We start from the raw sequence: 22314 nt of genomic DNA, 5'->3' as shown, positions 1-22314 counted from the left end.
CGCGTTTGACGATTTGCATGAATCCCTTCGGAAACCGCCTCGTGCTCTCGGGAAACATGGTGCTGGCGGCCGGTGATCCGCCGACCTTCGGAATCGTTGCCTATATGAGCACTATCGATGGCGCAGCGCAACAGGAACCCAGCCTTTCGAAGGAATCTATGTGATCAGTTAGTCGATGGCGGGGAGGGCAGTGTCCAGCGCGCCTTGTCGAAGACGATCGCGGTTCGGAGCTGTTCCGGCGAGGTTCTGCGCAACTCCAGCTGCAGGTTGAAATTGTTGTCGCTCTGGAATTCCTTGAAAAAGGCAAGCTTGGCGCCGAAGGCTTGCAGCGTCACATCCTGCAACTTGCCGACTGCCTCGAGTGCGGCCTGAAAGTCCAGCCAATGGGTTTCGTTCAGCAATAGGACGACAGTATCGACAAAGGTGCCGGCAACGGCCTTTCCGTCGTCATTGTCAGGCATGATGACCTTGATGCGGATGGTATCGATTTCGCCTGATGGCTTGCCCCTGGCGATGATGAAGAAGGAAGCTGCCTTGGGATCGCCATAGGCGCCCTTCTGGACGGCATAGCTGCACTCCGAAGTGCCGGTGCCCAGTTCGCTTTGCCGCCATTCGCCTACGGACAGGCCGAACTTCTGGAGATCGGCGCAAAGCGTCTGGCCCGATATCCGCCAGCTGCGCACGAAGGCACTCAGCAGCGCGTCGACAGGCTCATCCAGCAGATGGGATCTTTTCTTGACGGATGGCTTGGCGGTGACCGTCGCCGGCTTGACACGGACGCTTGTAGCCGCCGCGGCTAATGTCTTCGGCGCTGCCGCCGCAGGCGTAGCCGCATGGGCCGGCTGCTGTTCTTGCGCAGGCGCGGCGGGCGCTGCTGCATGTTGTTCCGGTTTTGGAAAGAGATTGAGATGATAGCGATCATCCAGCGCCCGCAGATTGCGCATATCGTTGGCAAGGAGCGCGGTTGCCAGGATGATCGAACCGATGACAACGGCGGCAATCCAAAAGACAGCCCTGCTTTTCTTGCGAGGTGGCGCCACCGACATGGTTCAGATCACAGCTACTCCCGAGGAAACTTACCTTGCTGCAATAACTGTATGTTGCGCAGCCATGTTCATGGCTACAGCATATGCGTTTATGAACGATTGATCATTCTAATGTTTCTTTGTCAATTCATGATGTTGCTTAAAGCAGATCGCGACCTTCCGCATCCGGTTCCCGTGTTCCCCGCGTCCGGCTTTTTGCACGTTCTTGGAGCAGTCCGCTCTAGGCGAAATACGCCTTAAGTGCCCTGACGGTGGCGGCATCCGTGCGGCGGACCGATGGCAGAGAGAAGCCGAGAGCGATGACACGCTCATCCGTCTCCGAGGCGGTTGCGGAGCAGGAGGCGTGGATCTCGCTGATCTGCAGGCGCGGCCATAGCTGGCCGACCGTTGCAAGCGTCACGCCGGAGCCGGGCATGATGGAGATGCGGCCGGCGGCGGCTGCAATCGCCTGCTCAAGCATGGCAACGCCTTCGGCCGCAGTCCTTGCGCCGCCGGAGGTCAGAATGCGTTCGAAGCCGAGGGAGATAGCGACATGGACGGCTTCCTCGACGTCGGGCACCAGATCGAAGGCGCGGTGCAGCGTCTTGCCGAGACCTTCCGCTTGGGCGGTGAGCGCCTTGAGCGTGTCAACATCAAGTCGCCCATCCGGCAGGGAAGCGCCGAGCACGACTCCCGGCAAACCGGCAGCTCGTGCGGCATCGATGTCGCGCTTCATGACGTCAAGTTCATCCGCCGAATAGACGAAGCTGCCGGCGCGCGGACGGATAATGGCGTATGCAGGGATAGGTATCTTCGCTGCGGCGGCCATCAGCCCGGCACTCGGCGTCAGCCCGCCGAGAGGAAGCGCGCTGCAAAGCTCGATACGGTCGCCGCCACCCTCGACGGCCGCCTTGAGGCCGGCAATATCCTCGACACAGACCTCAAGCAGCATGGGTGCGCTCTCCGGTATATTGCAGGCCCAGCAGGGCGGCGCCGATGAGGCCCGGTTCCAGCTTGCACTCGCTCGGCACGACGAGCGGCCGGCCGAACTTACGCAGGGTCCGGGCGCGCACCGCCTCGTCCAAACGAGCCAGGAGCGGTTCGACGTTGGAAAGGCCACCGCCGACCGGCACGATGGTCGCGCCAGTTATGTTGACGGTGAGGGCAAGCGGCGAGGCGACCAGATCCACCATGACGTCAATCGTGCGTTCGGCACGGTCTTCGCCCCTGAGCCACTGGCCGATGATCTCCTCGCTGGAAAGTTCCAAGCCGTGAAGCGTCTTGTGCAGGCGTTCGATGCCGCGTGCGCCGCCGACGGTGTCGACGCAGCCCTTCTGGCCACAGCCGCAGGCATAGGCGGGAATAGCGACTGGTGGATTGCCGGCGGAGGAGGCGATGATGGGGCCATGGCCCCATTCCCCGGCAAAGCCGCCGGCAGCATTGACCAGCCGGCCATCCGCGACAAGGCCGCCGCCGACGCCGGTGCCGAGAATGGCGCCGAAGACGATGCGATGGCCACGGCCCGCTCCGGACATGGCCTCCGCCATGGCGAAGCAATCGGCATCATTGGCGATCAGCACGGGATAGCCGAGTTCCGCCTCCAGATCGGCGGCAAGATGCCGGCCGTGAATGCAGGGAATATTGGCGCAGGTGAGTGTCTGCGTATCGGGATCGACGACGCCGGCGATGGAGAAGGAGAGGCAATCCGGCCTCTCGCCGGCTTCGGCAATCACCTCACGCAAGGCATTGACGAATTCGGCGAAATCGTGCCTGGGCGTCGGGCGCCGCGCCAGCGGCACGATGTCCGTCATGGAGCGGGCAATGCCGCCTTTGATGGCGCTGCCGCCAATGTCGAAGGAAACGATCATGGATACCGACCCGCTGGAAACATGGCGCACTTGCTCGCACCCTTTGCCGGTCTTTGCAAGATCAATCCTCTATGAGGCCAATTCCTGACAGTTACAGCGTCATCAGCCGGACGGCAGGGTGATCCTGGCTTCAAAGCCATCGGTCCTGCCGGTCGCCGGCGACAGTAGATCGAGATGGCCGCCGATCTGGCCGACGATGCGCTCGACGATCGAAAGTCCAAGGCCGGAGCCTGCCGCTTTCGTCTTGCCGCGCCAGAAGCGCTTCTTCAGGCCGGCGAGATCATGCGCGGAAAGCACGGCGCCGCCGTTGATGACGCGGACGGTGCGGTCGTCGATCCGGACGGTCACTTCGTCATCCGCCGGCCCATGGATCAAGGCGTTTTCGATGAGATTGCGCATGACGATCGCAAATGCGTCAATATCGACGTTGCGCATCAGCTTCTCCGCCGTTTCGTTCTCCAGAAGGACACGGCCTGCCGTTCCCGTATCGCGGTCGTAATCGCCTATGACGGTTTCGATGATGGCCACGAGATCGGCGGGTTTGTCACCCGTGCCGATCCCGGCCTGGGCGCGGGAAAGCTGCAGCAGCTTTTCCGCGAGCCGGCCGAGATTGGAAAGCGACGTCTCGATGCGGCCGGCGCGTTCCGTCAATTGCCCCTGCGGCAGTTCGGCGATCAGCCTCTGGGTCTGCGCAAGAGCGCCTGCAATCGGGGTGCGCAGCTCATGGGCGCTATTGGCTGTGAATTCGCGTTCGGCTTCCAGCGCCAGGCGCAGGCGCTCCAGCAGCAGATTGACGGAGCGGGCGATCGGCTGCAGTTCGAGCGGCAGCGTCTCGCTCACGAGCGGTGCCATGTTGCCGCCGTCCTTGGTGGCGATCTCCGAGCGCAGGCGGTCGATCGGCCGCAGCGATCGGCCGACGATGACGCCGATGGCGATGATGCTGGCGGGAATGAGGGCCAGTAGCGGCCAGAGCAGCGCAACGCCGCTTTCGCGCGATGCCTCGCGGCGATTCTTGAAGGCGTCGGCGACGTGCAGGAAGATCGTGCCGTCGGCCGAGGATTCGGTATAGATCCGGTATCGCGATGTATTGTGGAAGCCGATCTTCAGCGGCACGTCATAGGCGGTTGGAGGGGCATCGTGGGAGTGCAGGATGACCTTGCCGTTCCCATCGAGTACCTGATAGGTCAGATATTCGCGGTTCAGCCCCTTGTTGAGTTCTTCCAGGCTCTGAGGATCGCCGGAATGGTCGCGGTTGGCGAGATCGTCGAGCACCAGCGGCAGAAGACGCTCGGCGGTTTCCTGCAATGCGCCATCGAATGTTTCCGAGAGTTCCTTGTTGACGACATAGACACCGATGCCGACCGCAATCAGCCAGAAGACGACGACAGTGCCGGTCAGCGCAGTGATCAGGCGCCGGGTGATGCTGGCGCGGCTGGGCTCCTTGTGTTCGGTCATCGCTCACCCAGGCAATAGCCGACGCCGCGGGCCGTCCTTATGCGGTCCTTGCCGATCTTCTTGCGTAGGCGGCTGACATAGACCTCCACCGTGTTGCTCTCGATTTCGGATCCGAAGGCGTAGAGCGCCTCTTCTATCTTGTCCTTGGAGACGATCGCGCCCGGCCGCGTGATCAGCAGGTCGAGCACGGCCCATTCTCGTCCCGTCAGGATCACGTCCTTGCCCGCCAGCTTGACGCGGCGCTGCGGCTGGTCGATTTCGAGGTCGTCGAACCGGAGGGTCGGCTGCGGACTGCCGGCATAACGCCGGGCGACCGCCAGGATACGGGCCGTCAATTCGCCAAGGTTGAACGGCTTGACGAGATAATCATCGGCGCCGCTGTTCAGGCCTTCGATGCGGTCGGAGATCTGATCGCGAGCTGTCAGGATGATGACGGGCGTTTCGTCAGGCTTGCGGCGCAGCCGCTTCAAGAAATCGATGCCGCTGCCATCGGGAAGCTGCAGATCCAACAGGATGAGGCCGTATTGCACCGCACTGGTGACCTCCTCCGCATCGGTCAGGTTCTTGACCCAATCCACGGCATGAGGGCCTGCCGCGATATGGTCGCGAACCGCGCCGCCGATCGTGTCGTCGTCCTCCACCACAAGAATGCGCACATGCACCTCTCAACCGTTGAACGTACCTCAGTTAATGCCGACGAACCTATCGGGTCAATAACGGCTGAAATAAGCCGCGGCGGGATGCACAGTTCATGGCCAGAGCGGTTCAGTTTTTCACGGAATCTCTGAGCCGCTCTATCCCTTTGCTTTCACGCAATCCCGAACGGAAAACCGCTGCGCACTTTTCCTGGAATTGCTCCAGGCTACCCGCCGAAAACGTTCCCGGCGCCTATGGACAGACAGGAACGCGATGGTTACTTGTTTGCGCGGAGAACAATGCGGCCGCGAAGTGGCCGCCACAGGCTATCGGAGGATCGTTCATGCTGAAGGGAATTTCGCCGCTGTTGAATGCGGACGTGCTCTATGCGCTGAAATCGATGGGGCATGGCGACATGCTCGTCGTCGTCGACACGAATTTCCCGGCGGAGGCCATTGCGAGCCAGACGGTCCTGGGCGAGCTGCTGCGCATCGACAACGTGCCCGCTGCCGATGCCGTCGCGGCGATATTGTCGCTGATGCCGCTCGATACCTTCATTGATGACGCCGCGACGCGCATGGAAGTTGTGGGTTCTCCAGAGGAGGTGCCGCAGGTCCAGCGGGAGGTTCAGGCGGTGATCGACAAGGCCGAGGGCAAGCATTGGCCGTTGATGCCGGTCGAGCGTTATGCCTTCTACGAGCGTGCCAAGGATGCCTTTTGCGTCATTCAGACCGGCGAGCGCCGCTTCTACGGCTGTTTCACCTTGACCAAGGGCGTCATCCCGCCGGAGACTGCATGATCCGCCACGGATAGTCTGGATCATCCCGAGCAAGGACGCTGTTTCGGTAAAGGAAGGCGATGGCGAAGAAGCTGGATTCCCAGGGGCGGCTTGACGATGCGGCGCGGGCCGGATGGCTCTACTACGTCGCCGGCCGCACGCAGGATGAAATCGCCGTTGCGATGGGAATATCCCGGCAGTCGGCGCAGCGTCTGGTGTCGCTGGCCGTTGCCGAACGGCTGATCAAGGTTCGGCTGGATCACCCGATCGCCGCCTGTCTGGAATATGCGGCGGAGCTCAAGAAGAAGTTCGGCCTGCGCCATGTCGATATCGTGCCGAGCGATCCCGACAGCACATCTTCGACCATTGGCATCGCCGAGGCCGGTGCTGCCGAAATCGAGCGCTGGCTGCGGCGAGCCGACCCCATCGTGCTGGCGATCGGCACGGGCCGCACGTTGAAGGCTGCAGTCGACCAGCTGCCGGCGATCGAATGTCTGCAGCATCGGGTGGTGTCGCTGACGGGCAATATCGGTCCCGACGGTTCCGCTGCCTATTACAACGTCATCTTCAGCATGGCCGACGTCGTCAAGGCGCGGCACTTTCCGATGCCGCTGCCGGTGCTGGTGTCGTCGGCCGAGGAGCGGGAGCTCCTGCATGCGCAGGCACTGGTGCGCTCGACGCTCGATATTAGCGCTCAGGCCGACGTGACTTTCGTCGGTATCGGGGAGATGGGCGTGGAAGCGCCGCTCTGTCTCGACGGCTTTCTCGAGAGGGACGAGATGCTGGCGTTGATGGATCGGGGCGCTGCCGGCGAGATCTGCGGCTGGGTTTTCGATGGCAATGGCAACCTCATGCCCGATGATGTCAATGAGCGCGTCGCCAGTGCGCCCTTGCCGTCGCGCGATACCTGCAGCGTCATCGGAATCGCAAAGGGTCGGCGCAAATTCCAGGCGATCAAGGCGGCCGTTGTCGGTCAGCAGATCAATGGTTTGATTACCGACGAGGCAGTTGCCGAATTTTTGCTCAAGGTTTGAGCAAAAAATTTAACTCATAAAAACAAAAGGATAGGTTGCTTGCTCGGCAATGCAGCAACGAATCTGCATTGACATTTTGTCGCAAGAAGTGAGTAATTGCCCACGAGCAAAGCGAATGCTCATTTTTAATCTTCTGGGAGGAAGATATGAAATTGAAAACTTTACTGCTGGGCGCCTGCTCGGCTCTGATGTTTGCCGGCCTGGCGTCTGCCGAAACCCTCACGATTGCAACCGTCAACAACGGCGACATGGTCCGTATGCAGAAGCTTACGGACGATTTCAAAGCCAAGAACCCCGGTATCGACCTGCAGTGGGTCACGCTTGAAGAAAACGTATTGCGCCAGAAGGTTACGACCGACATCGCTACCAAGGCGGGCCAGTACGACGTGCTGACCATCGGCACCTATGAAGTACCGATCTGGAGCAAGCTCGGCTGGCTTGCCTCGCTCGACAAGCTTTCCGCCGACAAGAACTATGATGTGGATGACCTTCTCCCGGCCATTCGCAGCGGTCTGACGACCGACGGCAAGCTCTATGCAGCGCCGTTCTACGGCGAAAGCTCGATGGTGATGTACCGCAAGGACCTGTTCGACAAGGCCGGCCTGAAAATGCCGGATGCGCCGACTTGGGACTTTGTTGCCGATGCAGCCCGCAAAATCACCGACAAGGACCATGAAGTCTATGGCATCTGCCTTCGTGGCAAGGCGGGCTGGGGCGAAAACATGGCGTTCCTGACGGCGATGTCGAATTCGTTCGGCGCCCGCTGGTTCGATGAAAAGTGGAAGGCACAGTTCGACCAGCCGGAATGGAAGGACACGCTCGACTTCTACGTCAAGCTGATGAAGGATGCCGGACCTCCGGGTGCATCGTCCAACGGTTTCAACGAGAACCTGGCCCTGTTCCAGTCCGGCAAGTGCGGCATGTGGATCGACGCCACCGTTGCTGCTTCCTTCGTTTCCGATCCGAAGGAATCGAAGGTTGCCGACAAGGTCGGCTTCGCTCTGGCTCCGGATAAGGGCCTCGGCAAGCGCGGCAACTGGCTCTGGGCATGGAACCTCGCCATCCCGGCTTCCTCGAAGAAGACCGAAGCGGCGGAAAAGTTCATTTCCTGGGCCACCAGCAAGGACTACACCAACCTGGTCGCACAGAAGGAAGGCTGGCTGAATGCACCTCCCGGCACCCGCACCTCGCTCTATGCGAATGCGGATTACCAGAAGGCAGCGCCTTTCGCCAAGATGACGCTCGACTCGATCAATTCGGCTGATCCGACGCATCCGACTGTCAAGCCGGTTCCCTATGTCGGCGTTCAGTTCGTCGCCATCCCTGAATTCCAGGGCATCGGCACGGCTGTCGGCCAGCAGTTCTCGGCTGCTCTCGCCGGCCAGATTTCGGTCGATCAGGCTCTGAAGGCTGCCCAGCAGCTGACGGAACGCGAAATGAAGAAGGCCGGCTATCCGAAGTAAGGGCCTTCGAAGCTAAGGAAAGCAGCGCCCCCTCTCGAGCGTTGCTTTCCCCTAGGCCGCCGAGCGCCGAACTGCCCTTGGCGGCCCTTTTGTTTCAGCCGGTCCGCGGCCACCCCCTCCTTTAAAGATAGGTCGGTACTTGCCATGGCAACGTTGCACACCCGTTCCACCGCACGCGTCATGATGGCGCCTTCGGTTCTGCTTCTCTTTGCGTGGATGATCGTCCCGCTCGTAATGACGATCTATTTCTCGACGCTGAACTACAATCTTCTGAACCCCGGCACGCATGATTTCCTCGGGTTTCTCAACTACGAATATTTCATCACCGATCCGGCCTTCCTCAGCTCGCTGATCGTGACGCTGCTGCTTGTCGGTGGTGCGTTGCTGATCACCGTCATTGGCGGCATTGCGCTGGCTCTCCTGCTTGATCAGCCGATCTTCGGCCAGGGCATCGTGCGCATGCTGGTGCTTGCGCCCTTCTTCGTGATGCCGACGGTCGCCGCCCTCATCTGGAAGCACATGTTCATGAACCCGGTGAACGGGCTCCTGGCACATCTCTTCCGTTTTTTCGGGCTCGATCCGCTGACCTGGCTGGAGACGGTTCCGCTTCTGTCGATCATCATCATCATTGCCTGGCAGTGGCTGCCTTTCGCCACGCTCATCCTGCTGACAGCCCTGCAGTCGCTGGATGAGGAGCAGAAGGAAGCCGCCGAGATGGATGGCGCGGGACCGGTTTCGAAATTCATCTACATCATCCTGCCGCATCTCGCCCGCGCCATCACCGTGGTGATCCTGATCGAGACGATCTTCATGCTGTCGGCCTTCGCCGAGATCCTCGTCACCACCAATGGCGGTCCCGGAACGGCGACGACCAACCTCACTTATCTCGTCTATTCACAGATCGTTCTGTCGCAGGATGTTGGCGGCGCATCGGCGGGCGGCATCATCGCCGTCATCCTCGCCAATATCGTCGCGATCTTCCTGATGCGCGCAGTCGGCAAGAATCTGGAGGCTTGAGATGGCACGCAAAATCACCACCCAACGCAAGATCGTCGTATCGGTCGCCGCCTGGATCGTAGCAATCCTCATCTTCTTCCCGATCCTGTGGACGATCCTGACGAGCTTCAAGACGGAAGGCGATGCGATTGCCTCGCCGCCGCAGTTCCTCTTCTTCCACTGGACGCTGGAGAATTATTTCGAGGTGCAGTCGCGCTCGGATTATTTCCTCCATTTCGGCAATTCGGTCATCATCGCCTTCGGTTCCACGATCCTCGGTCTGCTCGTTGCGGTGCCTGCCGCCTGGGCCATGGCGTTCTCGCCGACCAAGCGCACCAAGGACGTGCTGATGTGGATGCTGTCGACGAAGATGATGCCGCCGGTCGGCGCCTTCATTCCGATCTATCTGCTGTTCCAGAGCTTCGGCCTCCTGAACAACCAGTTCGCCAGCCGGGTGGGCATGGTCGTCGTGCTGATGCTCATCAACCTGCCGATCATCGTCTGGATGCTCTATACCTACTTCAAGGAAATTCCCGGCGAAATCCTCGAGGCGGCCCGCATGGATGGGGCGACGCTTGCCAAGGAGATCATCTACGTGCTGACGCCGATGGCGATCCCCGGCCTTGCCTCGACAATGCTGCTCAACATCATCCTCGCCTGGAACGAGGCCTTCTGGACGCTCAATCTCTCCGCGGTAGACGCGGCGCCGCTGAGCACCTTCATCGCCTCCTATTCCAGCCCGGAGGGCCTGTTCTATGCCAAGCTTTCAGCGGCATCGACCATGGCGATCGCTCCGATCCTGATCCTCGGCTGGTTCAGCCAGAAGCAACTCGTTCGCGGCCTGACCTTCGGCGCGGTTAAGTAAGGAAGAGAAACATGGGTAGCATTGTTCTCAAACAAGTCTCCAAGGTCTTCGGCGAAGCCAAGGTCATCCCTTCCATCGATCTTGAGATCGACAATGGCGAGTTCGTCGTTTTCGTCGGCCCTTCGGGCTGTGGCAAGTCCACGCTGCTGCGCCTGATCGCCGGTCTCGAAGATGTCTCCAGCGGCCAGATCATGATTGACGGCAAGGATGGCACCAATCTCAAGCCGTCCGAGCGCGGCCTTGCCATGGTGTTTCAGTCCTACGCGCTCTATCCGCATATGAGTGTGCGCAAGAACATCGCCTTTCCGCTGAAGATGGCGAACATGCCGCAGGCGGAAATCGACAAGAAGGTGGCGGATGCCGCACGCGTCCTGAACCTGACGGATTATCTGGAGCGCAAGCCGCGCCAGCTTTCCGGCGGTCAGCGCCAGCGCGTCGCGATCGGCCGCGCCATCGTGCGTCAGCCGGCAGCCTTCCTCTTCGACGAGCCCTTATCGAACCTGGACGCGGCACTGCGCGTCAACATGCGCCTCGAGATCAGCGAGCTGCATCAGCAGTTGAAGACGACGATGATCTATGTGACGCACGATCAGGTCGAGGCCATGACCATGGCTGACAAGATCGTCGTGCTCAACCGCGGCAATATCGAGCAGGTTGGCTCGCCACTGGAGCTTTATCGCAGCCCGCGCAATCTTTTCGTCGCCGGCTTCATCGGCTCGCCGAAGATGAATTTCGTCAAGGGCGCTTATGCGCAGACCTTTGGCGCCGACACGATCGGCGTCAGGCCGGAACACGTGCTGCTGTCGACCACGTCGGGCGATTGGCAGGGCAAGGTTCTCGTTGCTGAGCATCTCGGCTCCGACACCTTCCTGCATATCGATGTCGACGGGATCGGCACGGTGACCGCTCGCGGTTCGGGTGATTTTCCAGCCCGGGCTGGCGATACCGTCTACCTGACACCGGACAAGGCCCATATTCACCGGTTCAACGCCGAAGGGCTGGCGATTTCAGCCTGAAAGCCAGGGCCGTGTGCGCTTGAGCGGGCACGGCCAACGCATCTGTTCCGGTTCGCATCCATCGATCTGCGTGGACCGGTCAAGCATACCAGCCGGTGCGGCGTTCCCGAGCCGCCCGGAGCCAGAGACCTTCAAAAGGACCAGAGACATGACGTGCAAATTATCGCTCGCAACTCTTAAGCAGGCGGCTGCAAAGGCGGCTATTCCTGCTTATGACCGGAAGTCGCTTTCGGCTGGTATCGTGCATTTCGGTGTCGGCAATTTCCATCGTGCCCATCAGGCAATCTATCTCGACGACCTTTTCAACACCGGCGAGGCCCATGACTGGGCGATCATCGGCGCCGGCGTGCTGCCGTCGGATGCGGCTATGCGCGAGAAGCTGGCTGCCCAGGATTTTCTGACGACAGTGGTCGAGCAGGACAATAATCGCACGGCCGCGCGCGTGACTGCGCCGATGGTCGACATCCTGCCGGTCGGCGATGCCAAGGCAATCATTGCCAAGCTTGCGGATCCCGCGATCCGCATCGTTTCGATGACGATTACCGAGGGTGGTTACTTCATCGATGCCTCCGGCAAGTTCAATCCCGCCCATCCGGCGATCGTGGCCGATGGGCAGAACCCGGATGCGCCGAAGACGGTGTTCGGCCTGATCGTGGCTGGTCTCAAGGCGCGGCGCGCGGCCGGCCTGCAGCCTTTCACCGTCATGTCCTGCGACAACATTCCCCACAATGGCGGCGTCACCAAAGCTGCTGTCGTCGGCACGGCGCGGCTTTCCGATCCGGCCTTTGCCGACTGGATCGCTGCGCATGTCGCCTTTCCGAATGGCATGGTCGATCGCATCACGCCGGCGACGGGTGCGCGTGAAATCGACTTGCTCAAAGAAGCTTTCGATATCGAGGACAACTGGCCCGTCTATTGCGAAGAGTTCAAGCAATGGGTGCTGGAAGACAACTTCCCCGCAGGCCGCCCACCGTTGGAAAAGGTCGGCGTGACCTTCGTGCCCGACGTGACGCCCTATGAGCACATGAAGATCCGCATCCTCAACGGCGGCCATGCGGCGATCGCCTACCCGGCGGCGCTGATGGACATTCACTTCGTGCATGAAGCCATGGAAGAGCCGCTGATCCGCGCCTTCCTCGCCAAGCTCGAAAATGATGAGATCATCACCGTCATCCCGCCGGTGCCGAACACAGTGCTTGCGGATTATTTCAAGCTGATCGAGCGGCGCTTCTCCAATCCGAAGATCGCCGATACCATCCCGCGCCTGGCGCAGGACGGCTCCAACCGCCAGCCGAAGTTCATTCTGCCGTCGACGGCCGACCGCCTTCGTCGCGGCGAGGATATTGTCGGCCTATCGCTCGTCTCGGCGCTGTGGTGCCGCTACTTTGCCGGCAAGAGCGACAGTGGCAAGGAGATCGTCTTCAACGATGCCAGCGCCGATCGGCTGCATGAAGCGGCGCTCAAGGCGAAGGACGATCCGAACGCCTTCCTGGTGTTCGATGATATTTTCGGAGATGTCGCCAAATCCGATCTTTTCCGAAAGCGCTTCGCGCATGCACTGAAAACGCTGTGGGAAAAGGGTACCCGCGTCACCCTGCAGCTATACTTGGACAACAAACTCGCGGAATAATTTTCAAGCGGCCGGACCTCTCCTGTTCCGGCCGTTTTCCATTGCCATGCCGGGTTTCCGGCTGGCGGGACAGCAACAAAATTCAGGTTGGATCTGTGATGGCGGATGCGGGAACAGGGCTCGTAATCTTCGATTGCGACGGCGTGCTTGTCGACAGCGAGCCGTTGTCGGTCGGCGTGCTCATCCAGGCGATGCATGATGTCGGCGTCGAGATGAGCGAGGAGGATGTCTACAGCCGCTTCCTCGGCAAGAGCCTGGCGACGCTCGTCGATACGATGCAGACGGAATTCGACGTCTTCATCGACCAGGCATTCCTCGACCGTATCCGCAATGATCTCTATGAGCGCTTCAAATATGAGCTGAAGCCGATCGATGGCATCAGTGCAACGCTGGATGCACTTTCGCTGCCGCGCTGCGTTGCCTCGTCGAGCCAGCTTGAGCGCATCCGTCTCTCTCTCGGCGTGACCGGTCTGCTCGACAGGCTAGAACCCAATATCTTCAGCGCCAGCATGGTCAAGCGTGGCAAGCCTGCGCCGGATCTCTTTCTCTATGCGGCGGAAAAAATGGGCGTACCGCCGAAGGAATGCATTGTCGTCGAGGATAGTCCTGCGGGGATCACGGCAGCGCGCGCGGCCGGCATGACGGTCTTTGCCTTCACCGGTGGTTCGCATGCTCATTCGCCGAGTTATCGGGCTGAATTGGAGCAGCTTTCCCCGGAAGTCGTGTTTGACGCGATGCCGGAATTGATACAACTTGTCCGCAACAAGAGATAAGTGGGCGGGACCTCTTTTGCATGCGTGATCACGTGGTTGCGGTCGATATCGGCACAGGCAGCGCACGCGCTGGTGTCTTCACCGCGGGCGGTTCACTGCTGGGTAAAAGTGAACATCCGATCCTGATGAACCGCCCGCGCGAGAACCACGCCGAGCATGATTCCGAAGATATATGGACTGCCGTCTGCACCGCCGTTCGCGGAGCCGTGAAGGCATCCGGCGTTGCCGCATCCGCTATCGGTGCTATCGGCTTCGATGCGACCTGCTCGCTGGTTGTGCGCGATCGCGATGGCGAACAGCTCACCGTGTCCACCGGGGGCGAGAAAAGGTTCGACACCATCGTCTGGCTCGATCATCGGGCGCTGGCCGAAGCGGATTACTGTACGGCGACGAAGCACGCGGTTCTTGAATATTCCGGCGAGTTCATGTCGCCGGAAATGGAAATGCCGAAATTGATGTGGCTGAAGGAGAACCTTCCGGAAAGCTGGGCCGAGGCCGGCTACTTTTTCGACCTTGCCGATTTCATGACCTGGAAGGCGACCGGTTCGCTTGCGCGGTCGCGCTCCACGCTGGTGGCGAAATGGAATTATCTGGCGCACCGCCAACCGGGCTGGCAGGCCGATTTTCTCAACGTGATCGGCCTTGGCGATCTGCGCGAGCGCGGCAGTTTGCCCGAGGAGAGCGTCGCGGTCGGCAGGAGCATCGGCACGCTGACAGCGGAAGCGGCCGAGGCTTTGGGGTTGGATCGTAGCTGCCATGTCGGTGCAGGCATGATTGACGCCTATGCAGGCGCGCTCGGCGCACTTGCAGCCCATGCCGGCGATGCCGCCACGTTGGAGCATCAGCTGGCACTGATTGCCGGAACTTCAAGCTGCGTGGTTTCCTTTGCGCGGGAGCGCAAGCGCAGCACCGGCATGTGGGGCCCCTATTACGAAGCAGTCTTTCCGGGCATGTGGCTTGCCGAAGCCGGACAATCTGCCACCGGTGCGCTCCTCGACCATATCGTCAGCATGCATGCAGCCGGCGGACATCCAACAGCGGCACTGCATGACCGCATCGTCCGGCGGATCGCGGAATTGCGGCTGGAGGAGGGGGCTTCCTTCGGCGGGCGTATCCATGTGCTGCCCGATTTTCACGGCAATCGCTCGCCGCTTGCCGATCCGCATGCATTGGGCGTCATCAGCGGCATGACGCTGGACGCCTCCTTCGATGGTCTTTGCAGGCTGTACTGGCGCACCAGCGTCGGCATTGCGCTCGGCATTCGTCATATCCTGGAGCGAATGCGGGATTACGGCTACGTGCCCGACACGCTGCATGTCGCCGGTGGCCATGTGAAGAATTCGGTGCTGATGGAACTCTATTCAGACGTGACCGGCTGCAAGGTCGTTATCCCGAAGATGAACGAGACGGTCTTGCTCGGCACCGCAATCGCCGCCTCGGTCGCCTGCGGTCTCCATGAAAGCCTGGGTGCGGCCGGTGCTGCTATGTACCCGGGCGGTCACGAGCGGCTGCCGAATGCCGAAAAGAAGAAACTCTACGATCGCGATTACCGGCGCTTCCTCGCCATGTACCGCCACCGCGCAGAACTGGACGCCATGGAATAGGCGGCTTACCGGAGCGGCGCCTGGGCGAATATACCTTGAAGTTCCTCTATGCGGCGCGTTCTCATTTCCGCCGCTTCACCTGCGGCGTGAGCGACTGAAATCGCGAGATATTCCATCAGCGCCATTATGGCTGAAAGGTTTTCGCGGCTATTGGCTCGTTGTGGCGGCAAGGACAGCGTGATGTTTGCGAATTCATGCGCCCATTCCGTGAATTGACCGGTTACCAGCAATACCTTGCAGCCCGCGCGACGAGCCGAGCGCGCCAGAAGACGCGATGTGACGAAACCCGGGGAATCGATGACAACGAGCAGCGCATCCTCGGATGGCTTGCCGAACAGCTCGATATAGCTGCCATTGGCGCCGTCGAGGAAAAGGACTTGATCACGGGCAAAGGTCAGGCGGTCGCGGAAATAGTGGCCGATCCCCGCGAGACTGGGATGGGAGGTGATGAAGACATTGCCGGAGGACAGAATTGTCGCAACTGCGTCGCGCCATTGCGGCTGGCCGGCGAGGTTGTAGATATGCTGCAGCATCTCGACCTGTTCGGCAATTTGCGTTGCGAGCGGGCGACCTTCGCTTGCGTCCTTCTGAAGCTGTTCGAGGATATTGGGCAATTGCGACGTGAGGCTCGGTGCATTTTCCTTGAGATGCACCTTTATCCCATCCAGACCGTGATAGCCGAGCGACCGCAGAAACCGTCCTACCGTCATCGGGCTCAGTTCCAGCCTGTCGGCAACGGAGGAAGCCGTCTCGAACGGTAGTTCATTCAGATGCTCGGAGAAATACTTAGCAATTCTTCGTTCGGCCGGAGTGCCGATCTTTATATATTGTCTAAGTTTCTGACTGAGGTCTTCCAAGTTTTGCGCCCCTTTGGTGGTCTTTTCGATGTTCTGTTGCGTCAATTTCTATGTCAATCAGCCATTCAATTTCGATCGGGTCGCCGATCTTGTTGCGGTTGTTGTTCTTAATGTGGCGTACAGGATATATTAGTGCAAACTGTATTACAATAATTCAAATTTTTAATTGGCACATTCATATATCTGCACGGGATATTGATATCGATGCAACCGCTTCTTAAGTGTCCAACTGCCACCAAAAGAGGTAGACCGAATGATTGGCCTTGCTGCCCGCCTCTCCCTGGAAAATCTCTTTGCGCCGGAGACGCGCAAGGTTTTCTGGAAGGTTCTGGGTCTCACATTGCTGGCGCTTCTCGTGCTCTGGTTCGTCCTGCGAGGCGCCTTCAATTCTTTCGTATTGCCTTGGCTGCAGGGCTTTATGCCGTCCACCTCGGATTGGACGGGTTGGCTTACGCTCTTCCTCGCCATCTTCGCCGGCATCGCATTGGCATTGGCCATGGCGCTGCTGATTTCGCCGGTCACAGCCCTGATTGCCGGACTCTTTCTCGATGATGTCGCCGAAGTTGTAGAAAAGCGCGACTATCCAGGCGATGCGCCCGGAACGGCGATGCCGATCGTCGCGGCGATGAAAAGCTCGGTGCGGTTTCTCGGCGTCGTCATCGTCGGCAATATCGTGGCGCTGTTCCTGCTGTTCATTCCGGGCGTCAACCTGATCGCCTTCTTTCTGGTGAACGGCTATCTGCTCGGACGCGAATTCTTCGAGTTCGCCGCCATGCGCTTCCGCTCACCGGACGAGGCGCGGCAATTCCGCGTCAAACACGCCTTCACGGTCTTTCTGGCAGGCCTGGTCATCGCAGCCTTTCTGGCAATTCCGCTTCTCAATCTGCTGACGCCGCTCTTTGCCGCCGGCATGATGGTGCATCTGCACAAGCTGATTTCGCACAAGGAAGCGAACCCGCGCCTTCGATAGGTTCAGCCTGCCGCTTCAGCCTCGATGATCTGCGCCGGAAGTTCGACCAGGGGAGCGGGGATGTCCCAGGTCTTTTCCGGCGAGCGACAGATGTCTGCGATCACGCAGCGCTCGCATTCGGGCTTGCGCGCCTTACAGACATAGCGGCCATGCAGGATCAGCCAATGGTGGGCATGGTAGAGATACTGATCGGGGATGATCTTCATCAGCCGCTGCTCGACTTCGTCGGGCGTCTTGCCGGGGGCGAGCAGCAGCCGGTTGGCGATGCGGAAAATGTGCGTGTCGACCGCCATCGTCGCCTGGCCGAAGGCCATGGACAGGACAACGTTCGCGGTCTTGCGGCCGACGCCGGGCAGGGTTATCAGCTCCTCCCGCGTCCGCGGCACCTCGCCGCCGAAATCGGTGATCAGCCTTTCCGAAAGTGCTACGACATTCTTCGCCTTGTTTCGGTAGAGGCCGATCGTCTTGATATATTCGCGGATGCGCTCCTCGCCGAGATCGAGCATCTTCTGCGGCGTGTCGGCAACGGCAAAGAGGGCGCGCGTCGCCTTATTGACGCCGGCATCCGTCGCCTGTGCTGAAAGCGCGACGGCGACGACGAGCGTGAAAGGGTTGACGTGCTCCAGCTCGCCCTTCGGTTCCGGCCGCTGGATGGAGAAGCGGCGGAAGATCTCTTCCAGGTCCGCCTTGGAATAGAGGCTTTTGGCCGCCGGCTTGCGGCCTGCGGTCGCATTTGACTTTTTCACGGTTTGGGCGCTGGATTTGATCTTTGGATTTGCCATAAACGACCTATACTCAAGTCCTATGACGGAACGCAACGCCGATACGGCTGCAGACGGCAACAGGCCGGTTTTTGCCGCCGAATTGTTTCCCCATCGCTCGCTGCCGCGAAAGGGGTTCAGGGTCATGCTGGCCTTGGCGGGCGGCTTCTGTCTCATCTACAGCATTCTCTTCGTCACGCGAGGCGCCTGGCCGATCGGGATTTTCTTCGGCGCCGATTTCTTCCTGCTCTATGGCGCCTTCTGGCTGAATTATCGGTCGGGCCGTGTGCGCGAAGAGGTGACGATATCGCGCACCAATGTTTCCATCCGCAAATTCTCGCCGACGGGCCGCATGGTGGAACATGATTTCAATCCGTTCTGGACGCGCTTCCTCGTTCGCCGCCACCGCGAGATCGGGGTCGTGTCGATGCATGTCCGCGACAGGAGCCACGACACCGATGTCGGCTCCTTCCTCAATCCGGAGGATCGCGAGAGTTTCGCCAAAGCCTTCAAGCGGGCATTGGCGACCGTGACACAACGGATATGAGCGGTCTTCCCAACCCGGCGGTATCACATTTTTGCAGAGAGACCACTTACGCAAGAAACGGGTGGTTTTAGCCCTCTTGCCGTGGTTTTCTCCTTTTCAAGGAGAAAGATCATGAATGCGATTGCACAGCTGAAGAAAGACATCACCCCGGAAGGTCAGGACTACGACACCGTCCGGGAGGTCATCGAGCTCATCACCGAGGAATATCGCGACCAGCCATCGCTGGAGATGCTCGCCGAGAGGCTCGGCCAGTCGCCGACACAATTGCAGAAGACATTCACGCGCTGGGCCGGACTGTCGCCCAAGGCCTTCCTGCAGGCCGTCACGCTCGATCATGCCAAACGCCTTTTGCGCAAGGAGGATCTACCGCTGCTCGAAACGTCCTTCGAGGTCGGCTTGTCCGGCCCCAGTCGACTGCACGATCTTTTCGTCACACATGAGGCGATGTCGCCTGGCGAATGGAAAGCAAGGGGCAGCGGCCTGGTGATGCGCTATGCGTTTCACATCTCGCCCTTCGGCCTCGCTTTGATCATGGTCACGGATCGCGGCCTTGCCGGTCTCGCCTTCAGCGATTCCGGCAATGAGAAGGCTTGCCTCGCCGACATGACCTGCCGCTGGCCGAATGCCGAGTTCATCGAGGATCCGAATGCGACGGCACCTTATGCGGCCCGCATCTTCGAGCGCTCGAACTGGTCAAGCGACCAGCCGCTGCGCGTCGTGCTGATCGGCTCGGATTTCCAGCTTCGCGTCTGGGAAAGCCTGTTGAAGATCCCGATGGGCCGTGCCGTGACCTATTCCGACATCGCAAGGGATATCGGTCAGCCGACGGCCATGCGGGCCGTAGGTGCTGCCGTCGGCCGCAACCCGATCTCCTTCGTCGTGCCCTGCCACCGAGCGCTCGGCAAGAACGGGCAGCTAACGGGCTATCACTGGGGGCTTACGCGCAAACGGGCGATGCTGGGGTGGGAAGCGGGGGATGCTTGAGGGGTGTTCGAAAGTTTTGAGATCGTTGAGGCTCTGATACCCCCTCTGTCCCTGTTGGGACATCTCCCCCACAAGGGGGGAGATCGTTAGGAGTTTGCTGCTCGCCCAAATGAATGTTTAGCTGCTGTAATTTCAGCATGATCGATGTTTACTTTGAAGTGAGAGATTGCTGCGCATTACCAATCTCCCCACTTGTGGGGGAGATGTCGCGAAAGCGACAGAGGGGGGTACGCACCTTCGACCCGCTCGGAACTGGCAGCCGAAACGCCCTCACGCCGCCTTGGCCATGGCCATCTGCAGCAGCGCCTTGGCAGCGCTTTCATCCGTAATCAAAGTATTGCAGCCGATGCGTTTGATGGTGGCGCTGATCGCCTGGGCGCGGTGAGCGCCGCCGGACGAGATCACGATGTGCTTTGCCTTTTTCAGCGTATCGAGATCGACCGACATGACGCGCTTGTTGATCGGGTGATCGACCGAATTGCCGTCGGCATCGAGGAAATTGAACATGGTGTCGCAGACGCAACCCATGTCGATCAATTCTTCCAGCTCGCGCTTCGAGATGAAGCCCTCCGATAGCGAGGTTGATTGCGGGCCGATATCGCCGCAGCTGACGATGGCGAGATCGAGGTTTTCCGCCAGCCGGTAGATGGCTTCAAGACCGCACTTTTCGATGAGATTGCGCTTGGTCTCGACGGAGTCGACCAGAAGCGGCGCCAGGAACATGTAGCATTCGGCACCGAGCTGGCTTGCCAGGCGCCAGGTATAGTCGATCGGGTTTGTCTGGTGGACGGCGACGATGCCGCCGAGCAGGGAGACCACCTTGCAATTGTCGCGGCGGGTCGGGCGGAAGCTCGCGAGCGAAGCGGTCATCGTCCGGCCCCAGCCGACGCCGATCGTATAATTGTCGGGGATGGCCTCCGTCAGGAACTGGCCGAGCGCCAGGCCGACGCTCTTTGCCTGGGCGTTGACATTGCCACCGGCCGGCTCGGGAACGACGATCGCCTCGTCGAGCCCATAGGTGCGCTCGAGCTTGATCGCCAGTTCCACGCAGTCGTCGATGCCTTCGGTGATCCAGATCTGCACCTCGGCGCGGCGCATGGCCTCGTCCAGCAGGCGGATGACCGTGGTGCGGCTGATGCCGAGCTGCTCGGCAACATCCTTCTGCGTCAGGCCCTGATTGTAATAGAGCCAGGCGGCGCGAAGCCTCAGGGAGGAGGTCTCCGAATAGGCGGTATGGGTTCCGCGTCTCAGTTTGGCCACAGGTCCTCCGGCAAGATTGTCGCATGCGCCGTTTAACGTCATGATCCACCTGAGATGCGAAACGGAATGATGACGGATGACAGGAGCAGGCGAGATCGGCTCTTCTGCTGCCGATATTCTATGACATGAAACTTATGTCAATCGAATTGCACAAATGTCCTTGACTTTTCCGTGCGAGATTGCTGATAGTCAGCACTGAGGAATTCGGTCTTGTCCAGTCGAGGAGGACAATGTGCGAGTGCTGCCGCGAGCAAGTGCCAGGCCGGACGGGGAGCCATATAGGGCGCCCGATGCCGGCGGAAAGCTTGTTTTCGGAAGGTTGTCTCCTCATCGCTCGGCCGTTCACCGGAAATGGAACTTTCGCTGTTTTTATCCCGTTACCAAAACATAGGAGAAGGAAGGCCGCACTCCCCTGACGCCTTCGGTCCCGCCCGGCGCAAGACCGGATTTGCCGCCCGATATCTCCCATTCCAATGGGCCTCATTCAACAAGGATACCTGTTATGACTTCCAAGCTTGATCAACTCCGCGCCATGACGACGGTCGTGGCCGATACCGGCGATATCGAGGCAGTCGCTCGCCTGAAGCCGGTGGATTGCACCACCAACCCGACCATCGTGCTGAAGGCGCTCGGCACGCCGATGTTCGCCGATGCGATCAAGGAAGCCGTTGCCTGGGGCAAGAAGCAGGGTGGTGCCTCCGAAGCCGTCGTTGCCGCCGTTGCCGACCGTCTGGCAATCTCCGTCGGCGCAGCGCTCTCCGGTCTCGTTCCCGGCCGTGTCTCGACGGAAGTTGATGCTGATCTCTCCTTCAACACCGAAGCTTCGCTTGCCAAGGCCCGCGCCATCATCGCTGCCTACAAGGAGCGCGGCATCGAGCGCGACCGCATCCTGATCAAGCTCGCCTCCACCTGGGAAGGCATCCGCGCCGCCGAAGTGCTGCAGAAGGAAGGCATCGACTGCAACCTGACGCTGCTCTTCAGCAAGGCCCAGGCGATTGCTTGCGCCGATGCCAAGGCATTCCTGATCTCGCCCTTCGTCGGCCGCATCCTCGATTGGTACAAGAAGTCGACCGGCAAGGACTACACGGCTGAGGAAGATCCGGGCGTCATCTCGGTGCGCGATATCTACCACTATTACAAGGCCAACGACATCAAGACGATCGTCATGGGCGCCTCCTTCCGCAACACCGGCGAAATCGAAGCGCTGGCCGGCTGCGATCGCCTGACGATCAGCCCGAACCTGCTCGACGAACTTTCCAAGGACGAAGGCAAGCTGGAGCGCAAGCTCTCGCCGGAGCCCAAGGGCTCGGTCGAAAAGATCGCCGTCGACGAAAAGACCTTCCGCTGGATGATGAACGAAGACGCAATGGCAACCGAGAAGCTTTCCGAAGGCATCCGCGCCTTCGCCAAGGATCTCGGCACGCTGCGCGCCATGGTCAGCAAGGAACTGCAGCTCGCTGCGGCTTGAAAATGAGATTGGCTCTCTCTTTGGGGAGCTATGATTTGAGAGGGGTGTCGCGGGGATGCGGCGCCCTTTTTATTTGGGTGATAGGTTGAGGCTTTGAGTTTGACGCGCTTACGATACCCGTCTCTGTCCCTTTCGGGACATCTCCCCCACAAGGGGGAGATCGTTAGGGCGCATCGCTAGTTCTACAAAATGAGGCGCGATCGTATCAGCGGATACGAGGCTTATTATCTTTCGATGACGGTGCCGCAGGTTACCAATCTCCCCCCTTGTGGCAGGGCTATCGCATATGGAGGCGGACGAGCACCATAAGCTCCTTCTCCCCGC

21 protein-coding genes are annotated in these 22314 nt (G+C 60.1%); 13 read left to right on the top strand and 8 right to left on the bottom strand.

Annotated elements, in window-relative coordinates:
• Positions 1 to 164 precede the first annotated feature (164 nt).
• From AC13QY_RS30090 to AC13QY_RS30070, 5 genes are all read right to left on the bottom strand, one after another.
• Positions 165 to 1046, bottom strand: a complete 882-nt coding sequence (locus AC13QY_RS30090; protein ID WP_488494385.1) for a DUF6030 family protein — start codon at positions 1044 to 1046, stop codon at positions 165 to 167.
• A gap of 220 nt (positions 1047 to 1266) precedes the next feature.
• Positions 1267 to 1977 (bottom strand): copper homeostasis protein CutC, encoded by a 711-nt coding sequence (locus tag AC13QY_RS30085; RefSeq protein WP_269245787.1) that lies wholly within the window; start codon positions 1975 to 1977, stop codon positions 1267 to 1269.
• On the bottom strand, positions 1967 to 2893 hold the full coding sequence (locus AC13QY_RS30080) for an ROK family protein (protein WP_488494384.1): 927 nt from the start codon (positions 2891 to 2893) through the stop codon (positions 1967 to 1969). Before AC13QY_RS30080 ends, AC13QY_RS30085 begins: the two co-directional genes overlap by 11 nt.
• Positions 2894 to 2995: 102 nt before the next feature.
• On the bottom strand, positions 2996 to 4348 hold the full coding sequence (locus AC13QY_RS30075) for an ATP-binding protein (RefSeq protein WP_113354493.1): 1353 nt from the start codon (positions 4346 to 4348) through the stop codon (positions 2996 to 2998).
• Positions 4345 to 5004 (bottom strand): response regulator, encoded by a 660-nt coding sequence (locus AC13QY_RS30070; protein ID WP_069615956.1) that lies wholly within the window; start codon positions 5002 to 5004, stop codon positions 4345 to 4347. The genes AC13QY_RS30075 and AC13QY_RS30070 overlap by 4 nt, the downstream gene beginning before the upstream one ends.
• Before the next feature lie 323 nt (positions 5005 to 5327).
• On the opposite strand from AC13QY_RS30070, the gene AC13QY_RS30065 reads away from it, so the two are divergent.
• The 9 genes from AC13QY_RS30065 to AC13QY_RS30025 all read left to right on the top strand — a co-directional run bounded on the left by AC13QY_RS30065 (position 5328) and on the right by AC13QY_RS30025 (position 15143).
• A complete protein-coding gene (locus AC13QY_RS30065) occupies positions 5328 to 5783 on the top strand; it encodes an RbsD/FucU family protein (RefSeq protein WP_113389255.1) in 456 nt (151 codons plus the stop codon).
• Positions 5784 to 5842: 59 nt separating this feature from the next.
• Positions 5843 to 6796 (top strand): sugar-binding transcriptional regulator, encoded by a 954-nt coding sequence (locus AC13QY_RS30060; protein WP_113332443.1) that lies wholly within the window; start codon positions 5843 to 5845, stop codon positions 6794 to 6796.
• Positions 6797 to 6942: 146 nt separating this feature from the next.
• Complete coding sequence (locus tag AC13QY_RS30055; RefSeq protein WP_113332442.1) at positions 6943 to 8259, top strand: ABC transporter substrate-binding protein; 1317 nt, start codon at positions 6943 to 6945, stop codon at positions 8257 to 8259.
• A gap of 144 nt (positions 8260 to 8403) precedes the next feature.
• Positions 8404 to 9276, top strand: coding sequence for a carbohydrate ABC transporter permease (locus AC13QY_RS30050; RefSeq protein ID WP_095435901.1), 873 nt, complete (start codon positions 8404 to 8406; stop codon positions 9274 to 9276).
• A 1-nt stretch (position 9277) separates the two neighbouring features.
• A complete protein-coding gene (locus AC13QY_RS30045; RefSeq protein ID WP_112722610.1) occupies positions 9278 to 10120 on the top strand; it encodes a carbohydrate ABC transporter permease in 843 nt (280 codons plus the stop codon).
• Between the two features lie 11 nt (positions 10121 to 10131).
• Positions 10132 to 11136, top strand: a complete 1005-nt coding sequence (locus tag AC13QY_RS30040; protein WP_113354495.1) for an ABC transporter ATP-binding protein — start codon at positions 10132 to 10134, stop codon at positions 11134 to 11136.
• Between the two features lie 148 nt (positions 11137 to 11284).
• The gene (locus AC13QY_RS30035) at positions 11285 to 12766 is read left to right on the top strand and encodes a mannitol dehydrogenase family protein (RefSeq protein WP_488494383.1); all 1482 of its coding nucleotides are present in this window, start codon (positions 11285 to 11287) and stop codon (positions 12764 to 12766) included.
• 98 nt (positions 12767 to 12864) lie between these two features.
• A complete protein-coding gene (locus tag AC13QY_RS30030) occupies positions 12865 to 13539 on the top strand; it encodes an HAD family hydrolase (RefSeq protein ID WP_488494382.1) in 675 nt (224 codons plus the stop codon).
• Positions 13540 to 13559: 20 nt separating this feature from the next.
• A complete protein-coding gene (locus tag AC13QY_RS30025) occupies positions 13560 to 15143 on the top strand; it encodes an FGGY-family carbohydrate kinase (RefSeq protein ID WP_488494381.1) in 1584 nt (527 codons plus the stop codon).
• A 5-nt stretch (positions 15144 to 15148) separates the two neighbouring features.
• Here the strand turns inward: AC13QY_RS30025 and AC13QY_RS30020 are convergent, their stop codons facing one another.
• Positions 15149 to 16000, bottom strand: coding sequence for a MurR/RpiR family transcriptional regulator (locus tag AC13QY_RS30020; protein WP_113332525.1), 852 nt, complete (start codon positions 15998 to 16000; stop codon positions 15149 to 15151).
• A 253-nt stretch (positions 16001 to 16253) separates the two neighbouring features.
• On the opposite strand from AC13QY_RS30020, the gene AC13QY_RS30015 reads away from it, so the two are divergent.
• A complete protein-coding gene (locus AC13QY_RS30015; protein WP_113332437.1) occupies positions 16254 to 16970 on the top strand; it encodes a sulfate transporter family protein in 717 nt (238 codons plus the stop codon).
• A gap of 2 nt (positions 16971 to 16972) precedes the next feature.
• Here AC13QY_RS30015 and nth read toward each other — a convergent pair whose 3' ends face one another.
• Positions 16973 to 17752, bottom strand: coding sequence for an endonuclease III (nth, locus tag AC13QY_RS30010; RefSeq protein WP_488494380.1), 780 nt, complete (start codon positions 17750 to 17752; stop codon positions 16973 to 16975).
• A gap of 22 nt (positions 17753 to 17774) precedes the next feature.
• On the opposite strand from nth, the gene AC13QY_RS30005 reads away from it, so the two are divergent.
• Together AC13QY_RS30005 and AC13QY_RS30000 are read left to right on the top strand one after the other, a co-directional pair.
• Complete coding sequence (locus tag AC13QY_RS30005) at positions 17775 to 18278, top strand: DUF2244 domain-containing protein (RefSeq protein WP_145315933.1); 504 nt, start codon at positions 17775 to 17777, stop codon at positions 18276 to 18278.
• 111 nt (positions 18279 to 18389) lie between these two features.
• Positions 18390 to 19262, top strand: a complete 873-nt coding sequence (locus AC13QY_RS30000) for a methylated-DNA--[protein]-cysteine S-methyltransferase (protein ID WP_069615970.1) — start codon at positions 18390 to 18392, stop codon at positions 19260 to 19262.
• 270 nt (positions 19263 to 19532) lie between these two features.
• On the opposite strand, the gene AC13QY_RS29995 is transcribed toward AC13QY_RS30000, so the two are convergent.
• Positions 19533 to 20522 (bottom strand): sugar-binding transcriptional regulator, encoded by a 990-nt coding sequence (locus AC13QY_RS29995; RefSeq protein ID WP_113333625.1) that lies wholly within the window; start codon positions 20520 to 20522, stop codon positions 19533 to 19535.
• A 502-nt stretch (positions 20523 to 21024) separates the two neighbouring features.
• On the opposite strand from AC13QY_RS29995, the gene tal reads away from it, so the two are divergent.
• Entirely contained in the window at positions 21025 to 21990 is a 966-nt protein-coding gene (gene tal, locus AC13QY_RS29990; protein ID WP_069615972.1) for a transaldolase, read from the top strand.
• The last annotated feature ends 324 nt before the right edge of the window (positions 21991 to 22314 follow it).

This window comes from Martinezella sp. CNPSo 3795, from assembly GCF_057784475.1.
Note: the sequence above shows the minus strand (reverse complement) of the source record. Positions and strands in the feature narration are given on the sequence as shown.

What these genes read in the sequence shown, in the direction of transcription:
- AC13QY_RS30090 (WP_488494385.1), bottom strand. Translation starts at nt 1,046, where the DNA reads ATGTCGGTGGCGCCACCTCGCAAGAAAAGCAGGGCTGTCTTTTGGATT.
- AC13QY_RS30085 (WP_269245787.1), bottom strand. Translation starts at nt 1,977, where the DNA reads ATGCTGCTTGAGGTCTGTGTCGAGGATATTGCCGGCCTCAAGGCGGCC.
- AC13QY_RS30080 (WP_488494384.1), bottom strand. Translation starts at nt 2,893, where the DNA reads ATGATCGTTTCCTTCGACATTGGCGGCAGCGCCATCAAAGGCGGCATT.
- AC13QY_RS30075 (WP_113354493.1), bottom strand. Translation starts at nt 4,348, where the DNA reads ATGACCGAACACAAGGAGCCCAGCCGCGCCAGCATCACCCGGCGCCTG.
- AC13QY_RS30065 (WP_113389255.1), top strand. Translation starts at nt 5,328, where the DNA reads ATGCTGAAGGGAATTTCGCCGCTGTTGAATGCGGACGTGCTCTATGCG.
- AC13QY_RS30060 (WP_113332443.1), top strand. Translation starts at nt 5,843, where the DNA reads ATGGCGAAGAAGCTGGATTCCCAGGGGCGGCTTGACGATGCGGCGCGG.
- AC13QY_RS30055 (WP_113332442.1), top strand. Translation starts at nt 6,943, where the DNA reads ATGAAATTGAAAACTTTACTGCTGGGCGCCTGCTCGGCTCTGATGTTT.
- AC13QY_RS30050 (WP_095435901.1), top strand. Translation starts at nt 8,404, where the DNA reads ATGGCAACGTTGCACACCCGTTCCACCGCACGCGTCATGATGGCGCCT.
- AC13QY_RS30045 (WP_112722610.1), top strand. Translation starts at nt 9,278, where the DNA reads ATGGCACGCAAAATCACCACCCAACGCAAGATCGTCGTATCGGTCGCC.
- AC13QY_RS30040 (WP_113354495.1), top strand. Translation starts at nt 10,132, where the DNA reads ATGGGTAGCATTGTTCTCAAACAAGTCTCCAAGGTCTTCGGCGAAGCC.
- AC13QY_RS30035 (WP_488494383.1), top strand. Translation starts at nt 11,285, where the DNA reads ATGACGTGCAAATTATCGCTCGCAACTCTTAAGCAGGCGGCTGCAAAG.
- AC13QY_RS30030 (WP_488494382.1), top strand. Translation starts at nt 12,865, where the DNA reads ATGGCGGATGCGGGAACAGGGCTCGTAATCTTCGATTGCGACGGCGTG.
- AC13QY_RS30025 (WP_488494381.1), top strand. Translation starts at nt 13,560, where the DNA reads ATGCGTGATCACGTGGTTGCGGTCGATATCGGCACAGGCAGCGCACGC.
- AC13QY_RS30015 (WP_113332437.1), top strand. Translation starts at nt 16,254, where the DNA reads ATGATTGGCCTTGCTGCCCGCCTCTCCCTGGAAAATCTCTTTGCGCCG.
- nth (WP_488494380.1), bottom strand. Translation starts at nt 17,752, where the DNA reads ATGGCAAATCCAAAGATCAAATCCAGCGCCCAAACCGTGAAAAAGTCA.
- AC13QY_RS30005 (WP_145315933.1), top strand. Translation starts at nt 17,775, where the DNA reads ATGACGGAACGCAACGCCGATACGGCTGCAGACGGCAACAGGCCGGTT.
- AC13QY_RS30000 (WP_069615970.1), top strand. Translation starts at nt 18,390, where the DNA reads ATGAATGCGATTGCACAGCTGAAGAAAGACATCACCCCGGAAGGTCAG.
- tal (WP_069615972.1), top strand. Translation starts at nt 21,025, where the DNA reads ATGACTTCCAAGCTTGATCAACTCCGCGCCATGACGACGGTCGTGGCC.